Here is a 13,905-nt window from a genome sequence, read left to right as displayed (position 1 = left end):
CGCATAGCCCCATCGAAGATGGTGATGGCCTGTGCGGTCTTACGGCTGCACAGGCTGCATTTAATGGATATAATCCCGCTCTTTGCCGCAAAGCCCAACCTTTGCGCGAGTAACCTGATCGCCGAGACAACCCCCATGCCGATGTACGACTATCAATGTGCTTCCTGTGGTCATCAGATGGAAGCCATTCAAAAGATCAGCGCGGCACCGCTGGTCGACTGCCCTGCCTGCCAGGCGCCGGAACTGAAAAAGATGCTGTCCATGCCAGGTTTTCGCCTCGGCGGCACCGGCTGGTATGAAACCGACTTCAAGACCGGCGCCAAGAAGAACCTGGCCGGTGGCGACAAAGCTGATTGAGTTGAACACGCGCGAGTGCTTGCACGGGCAGGTCCTCCAACCGAATTTCGAATTACGAGAAGTGAAACCACTACCATGATGCGCAGCCATTATTGCGGCCAACTGAACGAAAGCCTGGAAGGTCAGGAAGTTACTCTTTGCGGATGGGTCCATCGTCGCCGTGACCATGGCGGGGTGATTTTCCTCGATATCCGTGATCGTGAAGGCCTGGCGCAGGTGGTGTTCGATCCGGACCGCGCTGAAACCTTCGCCTCCGCCGACCGCGTGCGCAGCGAATATGTGGTCAAGGTCACCGGTAAGGTCCGCTTGCGTCCGGCCGGTGCCAGCAACGCCAACATGGCGTCCGGCATGATCGAGGTGCTGGGCTACGAGCTGGAAGTGTTGAACGAGTCGGAAACCCCTCCGTTTCCGCTCAACGAATATTCCGATGTGGGCGAAGAAACCCGCCTGCGCTACCGCTTCATCGACCTGCGTCGCCCGGAAATGGCCGAGAAGCTGCGTCTGCGTTCGCGCATGACCACCAGCATTCGTCGCTACCTGGACGAGAACGGGTTCCTCGACGTCGAGACGCCGATCCTGACCCGCGCCACGCCGGAAGGCGCTCGCGACTACCTGGTGCCGAGTCGTACACACCCCGGCAGTTTCTTCGCCTTGCCGCAATCGCCGCAGCTGTTCAAGCAACTGCTGATGGTGGCCGGCTTCGACCGCTACTACCAGATCGCCAAATGCTTCCGCGACGAAGATCTGCGTGCCGATCGTCAGCCTGAGTTCACTCAGATCGACATCGAGACCAGCTTCCTCGATGAAAAAGACATCATGGGCCTGACCGAAGGCATGATCCGCAATCTGTTCAAGGAAGTGCTGGGTCTGGAGTTCGGCGAATTCCCGCACATGACCTTCGAAGAAGCCATGCGTCGCTACGGTTCCGACAAGCCGGACCTGCGTAACCCGTTGGAACTGGTGGACGTGGCCGACCAGCTCAAGGAAGTCGATTTCAAGGTATTCAGCGGCCCGGCCAACGACCCGAAATGCCGTATCGCGGCGCTGCGTGTGCCAGGCGGGGCAAGCATGCCGCGCAAGCAGATCGACGACTACACCAAGTTCGTCGGCATCTACGGTGCCAAGGGCCTGGCGTACATCAAGGTCAACGAGCGCGCCGCGGGTGTTGACGGCCTGCAATCGCCGATCGTGAAAAATATCCCTGAAGCCAACCTGAACGTGATCCTCGATCGCGTGGGTGCGGTTGATGGCGACATCGTGTTTTTCGGCGCCGACAAGGCCAAGATAGTCAGCGAAGCCTTGGGCGCACTGCGCATCAAGCTGGGTCACGACCTGAAGCTGCTGACCTGCGAGTGGGCGCCGATGTGGGTCGTTGACTTCCCGATGTTCGAAGAGAACGACGATGGCAGCTTCTCTGCGCTGCACCACCCGTTCACCGCGCCGAAGTGCTCGCCGCAAGAGTTGGAGGCCAACCCGGCCACCGCCCTGTCGCGCGCTTACGACATGGTCTTGAACGGCACCGAGCTGGGTGGCGGTTCGATCCGTATCCATCGCAAGGAAATGCAACAGGCGGTCTTCCGTCTGCTGGGCATCAACGAAGCGGAGCAGGAAGAGAAATTCGGCTTCCTGCTCGATGCGCTGAAGTACGGTGCCCCGCCCCACGGTGGCCTGGCCTTCGGCCTGGACCGCCTGGTGATGCTGATGACTGGCGCCCAGTCGATCCGTGAAGTGATCGCGTTCCCGAAAACCCAGAGCGCGGCCGATGTCATGACCCAGGCCCCGGGCGTGGTGGATGCCAAGGCACTGCGCGAGTTGCACATCCGTCTGCGTGAACAGCCAAAGGCTGAGTAAGGCTGACCCTTAAGGGCGCATCTTCGGATGCGCCTTTTCATTGGGATCGATATTTCTGCTTGCCGGCTGCTGCGTGAGCGCAGGGCGGGCAATGTTTCAAAGAAAAACCGGAGCGAGTTATGGCAGGTCATTCCAAGTGGGCGAACATCAAGCACCGCAAAGAACGTCAGGATGCCAAGAGGGGCAAGATCTTCACCAAGTGGATCCGTGAGCTGACGGTCGCGGCTCGCCAGGGGGGAGGTGATCCGGGGTCCAACCCGCGTTTGCGCCTGGCCCTGGACAAGGCGCTGGGTGCGAACATGAGCCGCGACATCATCGACCGGGCCATTGCCCGTGGCGCGGGTGCGACCGAGGCCGACAACGTTGAAGAGCTGACCTACGAAGGTTACGGTCCGGGCGGCGTGGCGGTGATGGTCGAATGCATGACCGATAATCGCAACCGTACCGCGGCAGCCGTGCGTCATGCCTTCAGCAAGTGCGGTGGCAACCTGGGTACCGATGGCTCGGTGGCTTATCTGTTCGAGCGCAAGGGGCAGATCAGCTTCGCGCCAGGCCTCGATGAAGATGCTCTGACGGAAGCGGCCCTGGAAGCCGATGCCGATGACGTGGTCAGCCATGAAGACGGCTCGTTTGACGTGTTCACGTCCTTCGCCAGCTTCTATGCCGTGCGTAATGCCCTGGAAGCGGCCGGTTTCAAGCCTGCCGATGCGGAAATCGTCATGCAGCCGACCACCAGCGCCGAACTGGACCTGGAAGGTGCCGAGAAGGTGCTCAAGCTGATCGACATGCTTGAAGACCTGGACGATGTGCAGAACGTCTACTCTAACGCCGACATTCCGGAGTCGGTGGCTGAACAGCTCGGCTGAGAAGGCCTGTTCAAATATTGACGATTGCGAATGACCCAGATGTGGGAGCGAGCTGGCTCGCGATAGCGGTACTTCAGTCAAAGCTCTGCTTGCTGATTCGACGCCATCGCGAGCAAGCTCGCTCCCACAGATCTGGATAACTCCCCTTCAAACCGCAGGCGCTATGACTTTAATCCTTGGCATCGACCCCGGTTCGCGCATCACCGGCTACGGCGTGGTTCGCGACACCGGGCGCGGCTGCGTGTACGTGGCGTCTGGCTGTATCCGCACCGGTGCTGGCGAGTTGCACGAACGTTTGCAGATTGTTTACCGCGGCGTGCGCGAAGTCATCCAGACCTACGGCCCGGTCACCATGGGCATCGAAAAGGTCTTCATGGCGCGTAACGCTGACTCGGCCTTGAAACTGGGGCAGGCTCGGGGCGCGGCGATCGTGGCCGGTGCCGAGGAAAGCCTGGAGATCGCCGAATACACCGCGACCCAGGTCAAGCAGGCGGTTGTCGGAACGGGGGCAGCGAACAAGGAGCAGGTGCAAATGATGGTCATGCATCTGCTGAAGCTGGTCAGCAAGCCGCAAATCGACGCCTCCGATGCCCTGGCCATCGCCATTTGCCATGCTCATACCCGTTCCAGTCTGTTGCCTCACGGCCTGGGAGCCGCACGCAGTCGTGGCGGGCGCCTGCGTCTCTGATAGCATCAGCGCAATCTTTCATGAGCCTGAGCATTTTGCGCCTGTGTTGTCGGCGTTGCTGCTCCGGCCGTTACTCGCCAGCCAGCGGCTGGCCTACGCCCAAGGATCTGAAACGTGATTGGACGCTTGCGCGGCACCCTGGCTGAGAAACAGCCGCCGCACCTGATTCTGGATGTAAACGGCTTGGGTTATGAGCTGGAAGTGCCCATGACCACGCTGTATCGCTTGCCGTCGGTCGGTGAGCCGCTGACGCTGCACACCCATTTGGTCGTGCGCGAGGATGCGCAGTTACTCTATGGCTTCGTCGGCAAGCGCGAGCGGGATTTCTTCCGCGAGCTGATCCGTCTCAATGGCGTCGGCCCGAAGCTGGCCCTGGCCTTGATGTCGAGCCTTGAAGTCGACGAACTGGTGCGTTGCGTGCAGTCCCAGGACACCTCGGCGCTGACCAAGGTGCCGGGTGTGGGCAAGAAAACCGCCGAGCGTCTGTTGGTCGAGCTCAAGGACCGTTTCAAGGCTTGGGAAGCGGTGCCGGCCATGTTCGCGCTGGTGCCGAACCAGCCCGACGCACCGGCACCTGCGGTCAGTGCCGAAAACGATGCGGTCACCGCGCTGATCTCCCTGGGCTACAAGCCACAGGAAGCCAGCAAGGCGATTTCCGCTATCAAGGAAAAAGGCCTGAGCACCGAAGACATGATTCGTCGTGCCCTGAAGGGAATGATTTAAGTGATTGAAGCTGACCGTCTGATCGCCGCCACGGGCGCGCCCCGTGACCGCGAGGAAATCCAGGACCGCGCAATTCGCCCCGTCAGCCTGGCCGACTACATCGGTCAACCGACCGTGCGTGAGCAGATGGAGCTGTTCATCCAGGCGGCCCGTGGGCGCAGTGAGTCGTTGGATCACACCTTGATCTTCGGTCCGCCAGGCCTGGGCAAGACCACCCTGGCCAACATCATTGCCCAGGAAATGGGCGTGTCGATCAAGAGCACGTCCGGGCCGGTCCTTGAGCGGCCGGGTGACCTGGCGGCGCTGCTGACCAATCTTGAGCCCCATGACGTGCTGTTCATCGACGAAATCCATCGGCTGTCGCCAATCGTCGAGGAAGTGCTGTACCCGGCCATGGAAGATTTCCAGCTCGACATCATGATTGGCGAAGGGCCGGCGGCGCGCTCGATCAAGTTGGATCTGCCGCCCTTCACCCTGGTGGGCGCTACCACCCGCGCCGGCATGCTGACCAACCCGCTGCGCGACCGTTTCGGTATCGTCCAGCGCCTGGAGTTCTACAACAACGCGGACCTGGCGACGATTGTCAGCCGTTCGGCGGGCATTCTCGGGCTGCCGCTGGACCCGGATGGCGCTTATGAGATCGCCCGGCGAGCCCGGGGTACGCCGCGGATCGCCAACCGCCTGCTGCGCCGGGTCCGGGATTTCGCCGAAGTTCGGGCCAAGGGTCACATCACCAAGCCGATTGCCGACCTGGCGTTGAACCTGCTGGACATCGACGAGCGCGGCTTCGACCATCAGGACCGACGCTTGCTGCTGACCATGATCGAGAAGTTCGACGGTGGCCCGGTCGGCGTGGACAGCCTGGCCGCGGCCATCAGCGAAGAGCGTCACACCATCGAAGATGTGCTGGAGCCGTACCTGATCCAGCAGGGCTACATCATGCGCACTCCGCGTGGCCGGGTGGTGACCCGCCATGCTTATTTGCATTTCGGCTTAAACATCCCGACACGAATGGGGGAGATGCCGGTGGTAGACGAATTCCTCGATGCCGTGGACGATTGAACGAGCTCTGTGCAACGACTTTTTTCGAGTTCGTGCTGTCCCAGACGACACTCGGAGCGTCAATGCCTTCGAGAATGAAAAAACAGTTGCCTGGCCGATTGGCAACCTGAGGAGTAAGCACTAGAGTATGCGCGCGCAAAACGGGCTGGAGTCGTTCGCACATCGCTGTCGCGTTTATTACGAGGACACTGATGCCGGCGGCATCGTTTACTACGTCAATTACCTCAAGTTTATGGAACGGGCTCGAACCGAACGGCTGCGGGAACTGGGTTTTGCCCAATCCGCGCTGGCAGGGGAGGACCTGTTATTCGTCGTGCATTCCAGCGAAGCGCGTTACCACGCGCCGGCGCGACTGGACGACGAGCTTCTGGTAAGTGCCGATGTCATCGAATTAAACCGTGTCAGCCTGCGTTTCAAGCAGCAGGTCAGGCGGGCTACGGATAATGTGCTGCTCTGTGAAGGGCAGTTTTTGGTGGCCTGTGTGCGCACCCATAGTTTGAAACCCCGGGCCATTCCCGAAGCTCTACGTGCGGCCTTTGCCGGCGTGAGCGGCGCGGGTACACACTCAGAGCAGGAGATAAAGCGTGGAAGCTAACGTCGTCGACCATACCTCCATGTGGAGCCTGGTCAGCAATGCCAGCGTCGTGGTGCAGTTGGTAATGCTGATCCTGGTAGCCGCATCGGTGACCTCATGGATCATGATTTTTCAGCGCAGCAATATGCTGCGCGCCGGTCGCCGTGCCCTGGAGAGCTTCGAAGAGCGCTTCTGGTCCGGCATCGACCTGTCCAAACTCTACCGTCAGGCCGGGAGCAACCCGGACCCGGATTCGGGCGTGGAGCAGATCTTCCGTGCCGGCTTCAAGGAATTCTCCCGTCTGCGCCAGCAGCCAGGCGTTGACCCGGAAGCGGTGATGGAAGGCGTGGCCCGTGCCATGCGCGTCGCCATCTCCCGTGAGGAAGAAAAACTCGAACAAGGTCTGTCGTTCCTGGCCACCGTCGGCTCGGTCAGCCCGTACATCGGTCTGTTCGGTACCGTGTGGGGGATCATGAACTCCTTCCGTGGCCTGGCCTCTGCCCAACAAGCGACCCTGGCCACCGTGGCCCCGGGTATCGCCGAGGCACTGGTCGCCACTGCCATCGGCCTGTTCGCTGCCATTCCGGCTGTTATCGCCTACAACCGCTTCGCTGCTCGCAGCGAAACGCTGACCAGCCGCTACTACACCTTCGCCGATGAATTCCAGGCGATCCTGCACCGCAAAGTGCACACCAGCGAAGAATAAGCAGGTATTTCCCCATGGCTTTAATCGCTCGAGCCCGAAACAAGCGCAAGCCGGTTGCCGAGATGAACGTGGTGCCCTACATCGACGTGATGTTGGTGTTGCTGGTCATCTTCATGGTGACCGCGCCGATGCTCAATCAGGGCGTGAAGGTCGATCTGCCCAAGGTTTCCAGCGAAGCCTTGCCGCAGGACAACAACACCCAGGTACTGACCATTTCGATCAAGGCTGACAAGACCTACTACTGGAACCTTGGCAGCGAAGTCGATACCGAGAAGCAGCAGGACCGGGCCATGACCTTGCCGCAGATGACCGACGCGGTGACCAAGATCATTCGTGTCGGCAACGATGCCGGCAAGCGCACCCAGGTCTTCATTCGCGGCGACAAGACCGTCGACTACGGTGCCGTGATGGGCGCCATGGGCGGTTTGCAGAAAGCCGGGGTCGGTAACGTTGGCTTGATCACTGAGGCGCCCTGATGCAGCAACAGCGAGAGCCGTCCGCCTCGGAAAGCTACTTCTGGCCTAGTGTTCTGGCAATCGGCCTGCATGTGCTGGTGTTCGGCATGCTGTTCGTCAGTTTTGCCATGACCCCGGAGCTGCCGCCGGCCAAGCCGATCGTGCAGGCGACGTTGTACCAGCTCAAGTCGAAAAGCCAGGCCACCACGCAGACCAACCAGAAGCTGGCGGGCGAGGCGAAGAAATCCGCCGCGCGCCAGACTGAAGTCGAGCAGATGGAACAGAAGAAGGTCGAGCAGGAAGCGATAAAGGCAGCGGAACAAAAGAAAGAGGAAGCGGCTCAAAAGGCCGAGGAAGCCAAGAAGGCCGATGAGGCGAAGAAAGCTGACGAGGCGAAAAAGGCTGACGAAGCCAAGAAAGCCGATGAAGCGAAGAAGACCGCCGAGGCCAAAAAGGCAGAAGAGAAACAATTGGCTGATATAGCCAAGAAGAAAGCCGAAGAAGAAGCCAAGAAAGCCGCTGAAGAAGAGGCCAAGAAAGCGGCCGCTGAAGAAGCGAAGAAAAAGATCGTCGAGGACGCGAAGAAAAAAGCGGCCGAAGACGCCAAGAAGAAAGCTGAAGCTGAAGAGGCGAAAAAGAAAGTCGCCGAAGACGCGAAGAAGAAAGCCGCCGCCGACGCCGCCAAGAAAAAGGCCCAGGACGCAGCGCGTAAATCCGCCGAAGACAAAAAGGCCCAGGCCCTGGCAGATTTGCTTTCCGATACGCCGGAGCGCCAGCAGGCATTGGCCGATGAGCAGGGCGATGAAGTCGCCGGCAGTTACGATGATTTGATTCGCGCCCGAGCGGCAGAAGGTTGGGCTCGTCCACCTTCGGCGCGCAAAGGCATGACGGTAGTATTGCAAATCGGCATGTTGCCCGACGGTACGGTTACCTCGGTCAGCGTCGCCAAGTCCAGCGGTGACGGTCCGTTCGACGCTTCGGCGGTCGCAGCGGTCAAGAACATTGGGCGATTGACGGAAATGCAAGGAATGAAACCGAGCGACTTTGCTCCCTATCGTTCATTCAAGATGACATTCACACCTGAGGATCTAGCCTTGTGAGAAACCTTCTTCGAGGAATGCTTGTCGTTATCTGCTGCCTGGCAGGGATAGCGGTAGCAGAGGAAAAGAACATTCTGGTCACCAGCGGCAGTGATCGGGCTACCCCGATCGCCGTCGTACCGTTCGGCTGGCAGGGCGGTAGCGTCCTGCCGGACGACATGGCGGAAATCATCGGCAACGACCTGCGCAACTCGGGTTACTACGCGCCGATCCCGAAGCAGAACATGATCAGCCTGCCGACCCAGGCCAGCGAAGTCATCTACCGTGACTGGAAGGCCCTGGGCGCCCAGTACATCATGGTCGGTAGCATCGTTCCGGCCGGCGGTCGTTTGCAGGTGCAGTACGCCCTGTTCAACGTCGCTACCGAGCAGCAAGTACTGACCGGCAGTGTGTCGGGCAGCGTTGATCAGTTGCGCGACATGGCGCACTACATCTCCGACCAGTCGTTCGAGAAACTCACCGGCATCAAGGGAGCATTCTCTACCCGCATGCTCTACGTGACGGCTGAACGCTTCTCCGAGAACAACACCCGCTACACCCTGCAGCGCTCCGACTATGACGGCGCTCGTGCAGTGACCTTGTTGCAATCGCGCGAGCCGATCCTGTCGCCGCGTTTCGCCCCTGATGGCAAGCGTATCGCTTATGTCTCGTTCGAACAGAAGCGTCCACGTATTTTCATGCAGCACATCGATACCGGTCGCCGTGAGCAGATCACCAACTTCGAAGGCCTCAACGGCGCACCAGCCTGGTCGCCGGACGGTACCCGCCTGGCGTTCGTGCTGTCCAAGGACGGTAACCCGGACATCTACGTGATGAACCTGGCTTCGCGTTCGATCTCCCGCGTCACCAACGGCCCGGGCATCAACACTGAACCGTTCTGGGGCAAGGATGGCTCGACCATCTACTTCACCTCCGACCGTGGCGGCAAGCCGCAGATCTACAAGACCAGTGCGGGTGGTGGCGGTGCCGAACGCGTGACGTTCATCGGTAACTACAACGCCAACCCTAAGCTGTCGGCGGACGAAAAGACCCTGGTGATGATCCATCGTCAGGACGGTTTCACTAATTTCAAGGTGGCGGCCCAGGATTTGCAGCGCGGAAGCGTAAAAATCCTCACTGATAGCACTCTGGACGAGTCACCTACTGTTGCGCCCAACGGCACCATGGTAATCTACGCCACCCGCCAGCAGGGCCGGGGAGTCTTGATGCTCGTGTCCATCAATGGACGCGTGAGGCTCCCGCTTCCTACCGCACAAGGCGAAGTCAGAGAACCGTCCTGGTCCCCTTACCTGAACTGACGCGGCGCTATACGTTTTACTTAACACACTGGGGTTCATTAGGAGTTTCACGATGGAAATGCTGAAGTTTGGTAAATTTGCTGCGCTGGCTCTGGCCATGGCTGTAGCTGTAGGTTGCTCGTCCAAAGGCGGCGACAATGCCGGTGAAGGCGCTGTTGATCCAAACGCTGGTTACGGCGCTAACACTGGTGCAGTCGATGGCTCCCTGAGCGAAGAAGCTGCTCTGCGCGCAATCACCACCTTCTACTTCGAATACGACAGCTCGGACCTGAAGCCAGAAGCCATGCGCGCTCTGGACGTTCACGCCAAGGACCTGAAAGCCAACGGCGCTCGCATCGTTCTGGAAGGCAACACCGACGAACGTGGTACTCGTGAGTACAACATGGCACTGGGCGAGCGTCGTGCGAAAGCCGTTCAACGCTACCTGGTACTGCAAGGTGTTTCCCCAGCTCAGCTGGAACTGGTTTCCTACGGCGAAGAGCGTCCAGTTGCTACCGGCAACGACGAGCAGTCCTGGGCTCAAAACCGTCGCGTCGAACTGCGTAAGTAATTCGTCATGCGAACGTGCCGTCGTGCTGTAACTGTTCTGGCTCTCAGCCTCGCGCCGCTTGCGGCGTGGGCTGCGGTTCCTGTGGTCGATAACGATGCCGGCTATAACAATAGCGGGAGCAGCTATCCGCCTGCGGGTTACGGTACGAACGGCGCCTATGCCGGGGGAGGGGTTTCGGCCCCTGTCTCGGCACAGGGCGAGCTGTTCAACCAGCTCCAGCAAATGCAGGATCAGCTTTCGCGCCAGCAAGGCGTGATCGAAGTTCTGCAAAATGATATTGCGCGCATGAAGCAGGAAAACCTGGAGCGATACCAGGATCTTGATCGGCGCATAGGATCCGGCGTTGCACCTGCACCTGCCGCGTCTCCTGAGAATTCTCCTGCCGGTGGCGATTTGAACGCCCCCGGTGCAGCCGCGGGCGCTGGGGCAACGGCTCCAGCACCTGCCGCCAATGGTGAGCCGGCTGATCCGGCGAAGGAAAAGCTCTATTACGACGCTGCCTTCGACTTGATCAAGGCCAAGGACTTCGACAAGGCCAGCCAGGCTTTTGCCGCTTTCCTGCGCAAATACCCAAACAGCCAGTACGCGGGCAACGCCCAATACTGGTTGGGCGAAGTGAACCTGGCCAAGGGTGACCTGCAAGGTGCCGGCCAGGCGTTCGCCAAGGTGTCACAGTTGTATCCCAAGCACGCCAAGGTGCCGGATTCGCTGTACAAGCTTGCTGATGTAGAGCGCCGCCTCGGTCATACCGACAAGGTGAAAGGCATTCTGCAGCAGGTGGTGGCCCAGTATCCGGGCACATCCGCTGCTCAATTGGCCCAGCGTGATCTGCAACGCATGTAATAAGCCGGCTTGACCTGTTTTGAAGAAACCCGCGCCTGTCGCGGGTTTTTTCGTTAGAATTCACGCCCTTTTATGAAACACGCTTTTTGGGATCTGCGCGTTGGCGGGGTTCCTTGAAGTGCCTGACGGAGGCGGACAGCCTGTTTAGCTGTTACGCCCGTGGCGACTATGCAAGACACATTGAGAATCACCGAAGTTTTTTACTCGTTGCAGGGTGAAACGCGAACGGCTGGGCTGCCCACGGTTTTTGTGCGCCTCACCGGTTGCCCGCTGCGTTGCCAATACTGTGACAGTGCCTACGCATTCAGCGGCGGCACTCTGCGGACCCTCGACGATATCCTCGAGCAAGTGGCTGGTTACCGCCCGCGCTACGTCTGCGTCACCGGTGGTGAGCCACTGGCGCAACCCAACGCCATCCCCCTGCTCAAGCAGTTGTGTGATGCCGGTTATGAGGTTTCGCTGGAAACCAGCGGTGCTCTGGACATCTCGGCCGTCGACCCGCGCGTCAGTCGCGTCGTGGACCTGAAAACCCCAGGCTCCAAGGAAGCGCATCGCAATCGTTATGAGAACATTGAACTGCTGACACCTAACGATCAGGTCAAGTTCGTCATTTGTTCGCGGGAAGACTATGACTGGGCCGTCTCCAAGCTGATTCAATACGGTCTCGACCAGCGGGCCGGCGAAGTGTTGTTGTCGCCGAGTCATCACGATTTGAGTGCGCGGGAGCTGGCGGACTGGGTGGTGGCGGACAATTTGCCGGTGCGCCTGCAATTGCAGTTGCATAAATATCTTTGGAACGACGAGCCGGGGCGCTGATATGACTGAACAATCGAACACTGCAGAAAAACGTGCGGTTATCCTGCTGTCCGGTGGCCTGGATTCGGCGACTGTCGTGGCCATGGCGCGCGCCGAAGGCTACCGCTGCTACACCATGAGTTTCGATTACGGTCAGCGTCACCGTGTCGAGCTGCAAGCCGCTGAACGGGTTGCCCGGGATTTGGGCGTGGTGGAGCACAAGGTAATTGGCCTGAACCTCAACGGCATTGGCGGTTCGGCTCTGACTGACAGTTCCATCGATGTCCCCGAGGCGCCGAGCGAAGGCATTCCGGTGACCTATGTACCAGCGCGTAACACCGTATTCCTGTCGTTGGCGCTGGGTTGGGCCGAGGTGTTGGGCGCCCGTGATATTTTCATTGGCGTGAATGCCGTGGATTATTCCGGCTATCCAGACTGCCGCCCGGAGTTTGTCGAAGCCTTCGAGCGCATGGCCAATCTGGCGACCAAGGCCGGTGTAGAGGGGCAGGGCTTCCGTATCCAGGCGCCGCTGCAGAATCTCAGCAAGGCCGATATCGTCAAGGCTGGGGTGAAGCTTGGCGTGGACTACGGACTGACCGTTTCCTGCTATCAGGCCGACGATCAAGGCCGCGCTTGCGGCAAATGCGACAGCTGCCGCCTGCGTGCAGAAGGCTTTGCAGCCGCGGGTGTGAGCGATCCAACCCCTTATTTTTGATTTATTTCAAATTAAGTGTTGAATAGTCCTTAGAAATCAGTATTATACGCGCCACCACACAGCGGGTCGTTAGCTCAGTTGGTAGAGCAGTTGGCTTTTAACCAATTGGTCGTAGGTTCGAATCCCACACGACCCACCATTTTTAGCAGTTTTAAAAGTCTGGAAGGCCCACGAAAGTGAGGATTTCCGGATTTTTTTTTGCCTGATGAAAAGTCGGCAGCCGAAAAGCCGGGAACCACTCGACGATTCGAGCGGTTCCCAGGCTGATTAAAGCAAGCCGTCTTCAGCGCAGACTTTTACGATTTGTTCGCGAAACCAGCTGTTGGCGCTGTCCTGGGTCGGTTTCTCGCTCCACATCATTTCCAGCGTGAAGCTCGGTAGACCTGCCGGTGCTCGGCGATGACCGAACCTGTGTTCGTCGCAGGTCAATGCCTGAATACGCTTAGGCAGGGTCAGGATGAAGTCGGTCCCGCTGATCATATTGAGTGCCGCTACGTAGCTGTTGGCCCGAGCGACAATCTGTCGGCTGTAGCCTTGGCGAGTGAGCCATCCATCTATCATGTTGGTGTCGGATGTCCAGGGTGTCGGGAAAACGTGCTGGCACGCGACGAACGTCTCCAGGCTGAAGTCCTCTTGCGTCAGTGTGAAGTTTTTATCGACCACGCAGACCAATTCATCTTCCAACAAGACCTGCGAGCGCAAACCTTTGACGCCGCGATGAAAGTTCGGGCCAAAACAAATGACCAGGTCGAAGCGGCCGTCCATCAATTCCTCGGCGGGAATATCCCTGTGAAACTTGGTTATGTTAATGATGACCGGAAAGCGACTGCCAATAAAACACTTGACCAATTTTGGCAGGATTAGAAGTTCAAAGTACTCGGGTGCGCAGACATTGAATGTTATCTCTTTCTGGGTGGGGTCGAATGTCTGAATGCCGGAATGGCATATGTTTATTGTTTTGAGAATCTTCAGTATATGGCTGTACATGGCGGTGGCTTTGCTGGTGGGACGCATGCCACTGCGGGTATTAACGAAAAGTTCATCTTCGAAGCTTGTGCGCAGCTTCTTCAGGCAGTAGCTCACGGTTGACTGGCTGACACACAGGGCCTCGGACACCTCGGTGACGCTGCTCTGCTCGTACACCGCGACAAACACCATCAAGTCCTGCATGTCCAGCTTTCTAAGCAAATTACTATTGAGCATAAGATCCTTCTTGGCGCAATCCATGGACTAGCGTCCTATGTTTTTATGACAAAGACGTTTATTTACATATTAGCGGAAGCAATTTATTTTTTAAATGGTCTGTAGGACTTTTCCCCAAT

16 protein-coding genes and 1 tRNA gene are annotated in these 13,905 nt (G+C 58.8%); 16 read left to right on the top strand and 1 reads right to left on the bottom strand.

Annotation, left to right across the window (positions count from 1 at the left end; genetic code table 11):
• Window positions 1–135 precede the first annotated feature (135 nt).
• From SGN16_RS23140 to SGN16_RS23065, 16 genes are all read left to right on the top strand, one after another.
• Complete coding sequence (locus SGN16_RS23140; protein WP_003178589.1) at window positions 136–357, top strand: zinc ribbon domain-containing protein; 222 nt, start codon at window positions 136–138, stop codon at window positions 355–357.
• 75 nt (window positions 358–432) lie between these two features.
• Complete coding sequence (gene aspS, locus SGN16_RS23135) at window positions 433–2,208, top strand: aspartate--tRNA ligase (protein ID WP_210640405.1); 1,776 nt, start codon at window positions 433–435, stop codon at window positions 2,206–2,208.
• A 119-nt stretch (window positions 2,209–2,327) separates the two neighbouring features.
• Window positions 2,328–3,074, top strand: coding sequence for a YebC/PmpR family DNA-binding transcriptional regulator (locus tag SGN16_RS23130; RefSeq protein WP_018614256.1), 747 nt, complete (start codon window positions 2,328–2,330; stop codon window positions 3,072–3,074).
• Window positions 3,075–3,237: 163 nt separating this feature from the next.
• Entirely contained in the window at window positions 3,238–3,762 is a 525-nt protein-coding gene (gene ruvC, locus SGN16_RS23125; RefSeq protein ID WP_025215229.1) for a crossover junction endodeoxyribonuclease RuvC, read from the top strand.
• 114 nt (window positions 3,763–3,876) lie between these two features.
• The gene (gene ruvA / locus SGN16_RS23120) at window positions 3,877–4,485 is read left to right on the top strand and encodes a Holliday junction branch migration protein RuvA (protein ID WP_058542614.1); all 609 of its coding nucleotides are present in this window, start codon (window positions 3,877–3,879) and stop codon (window positions 4,483–4,485) included.
• Window positions 4,486–5,547 carry a Holliday junction branch migration DNA helicase RuvB gene (ruvB, locus tag SGN16_RS23115; RefSeq protein ID WP_003178599.1) on the top strand — a complete coding sequence of 354 codons (1,062 nt, stop codon included), beginning with the start codon at window positions 4,486–4,488 and terminating at the stop codon, window positions 5,545–5,547.
• Window positions 5,548–5,674: 127 nt separating this feature from the next.
• Entirely contained in the window at window positions 5,675–6,142 is a 468-nt protein-coding gene (ybgC, locus tag SGN16_RS23110) for a tol-pal system-associated acyl-CoA thioesterase (protein ID WP_025215227.1), read from the top strand.
• Window positions 6,132–6,827: a protein TolQ gene (gene tolQ / locus SGN16_RS23105; protein WP_135846912.1), complete on the top strand. Its 696-nt coding sequence runs from the start codon at window positions 6,132–6,134 to the stop codon at window positions 6,825–6,827. The genes ybgC and tolQ overlap by 11 nt, the downstream gene beginning before the upstream one ends.
• A gap of 23 nt (window positions 6,828–6,850) precedes the next feature.
• A complete protein-coding gene (gene tolR / locus SGN16_RS23100) occupies window positions 6,851–7,303 on the top strand; it encodes a protein TolR (RefSeq protein WP_161796096.1) in 453 nt (150 codons plus the stop codon).
• The gene (gene tolA, locus SGN16_RS23095; RefSeq protein WP_003205033.1) at window positions 7,303–8,382 is read left to right on the top strand and encodes a cell envelope integrity protein TolA; all 1,080 of its coding nucleotides are present in this window, start codon (window positions 7,303–7,305) and stop codon (window positions 8,380–8,382) included. The genes tolR and tolA overlap by 1 nt, the downstream gene beginning before the upstream one ends.
• 17 nt (window positions 8,383–8,399) lie before the next feature.
• Entirely contained in the window at window positions 8,400–9,680 is a 1,281-nt protein-coding gene (tolB, locus tag SGN16_RS23090; protein WP_210640402.1) for a Tol-Pal system beta propeller repeat protein TolB, read from the top strand.
• Window positions 9,681–9,732: 52 nt separating this feature from the next.
• Window positions 9,733–10,230: a peptidoglycan-associated lipoprotein Pal gene (gene pal / locus SGN16_RS23085; RefSeq protein ID WP_210640400.1), complete on the top strand. Its 498-nt coding sequence runs from the start codon at window positions 9,733–9,735 to the stop codon at window positions 10,228–10,230.
• Window positions 10,231–10,236: 6 nt separating this feature from the next.
• Entirely contained in the window at window positions 10,237–11,073 is an 837-nt protein-coding gene (ybgF, locus tag SGN16_RS23080) for a tol-pal system protein YbgF (RefSeq protein WP_210640398.1), read from the top strand.
• Between the two features lie 168 nt (window positions 11,074–11,241).
• The gene (queE, locus tag SGN16_RS23075) at window positions 11,242–11,889 is read left to right on the top strand and encodes a 7-carboxy-7-deazaguanine synthase QueE (RefSeq protein ID WP_335945076.1); all 648 of its coding nucleotides are present in this window, start codon (window positions 11,242–11,244) and stop codon (window positions 11,887–11,889) included.
• Window position 11,890: 1 nt separating this feature from the next.
• Window positions 11,891–12,583, top strand: coding sequence for a 7-cyano-7-deazaguanine synthase QueC (gene queC / locus SGN16_RS23070; RefSeq protein WP_210640394.1), 693 nt, complete (start codon window positions 11,891–11,893; stop codon window positions 12,581–12,583).
• A gap of 63 nt (window positions 12,584–12,646) precedes the next feature.
• Window positions 12,647–12,722 (top strand) — tRNA-Lys (locus SGN16_RS23065).
• A 128-nt stretch (window positions 12,723–12,850) separates the two neighbouring features.
• Here SGN16_RS23065 and SGN16_RS23060 read toward each other — a convergent pair.
• Window positions 12,851–13,786, bottom strand: coding sequence for a LysR family transcriptional regulator (locus SGN16_RS23060; protein ID WP_210645389.1), 936 nt, complete (start codon window positions 13,784–13,786; stop codon window positions 12,851–12,853).
• Between the last annotated feature and the right edge of the window lie 119 nt (window positions 13,787–13,905).

This window comes from Pseudomonas sp. G166, assembly GCF_037027455.2.
GTDB lineage: Bacteria > Pseudomonadota > Gammaproteobacteria > Pseudomonadales > Pseudomonadaceae > Aquipseudomonas.
This window is presented reverse-complemented; position numbering and strand designations above follow the sequence as displayed.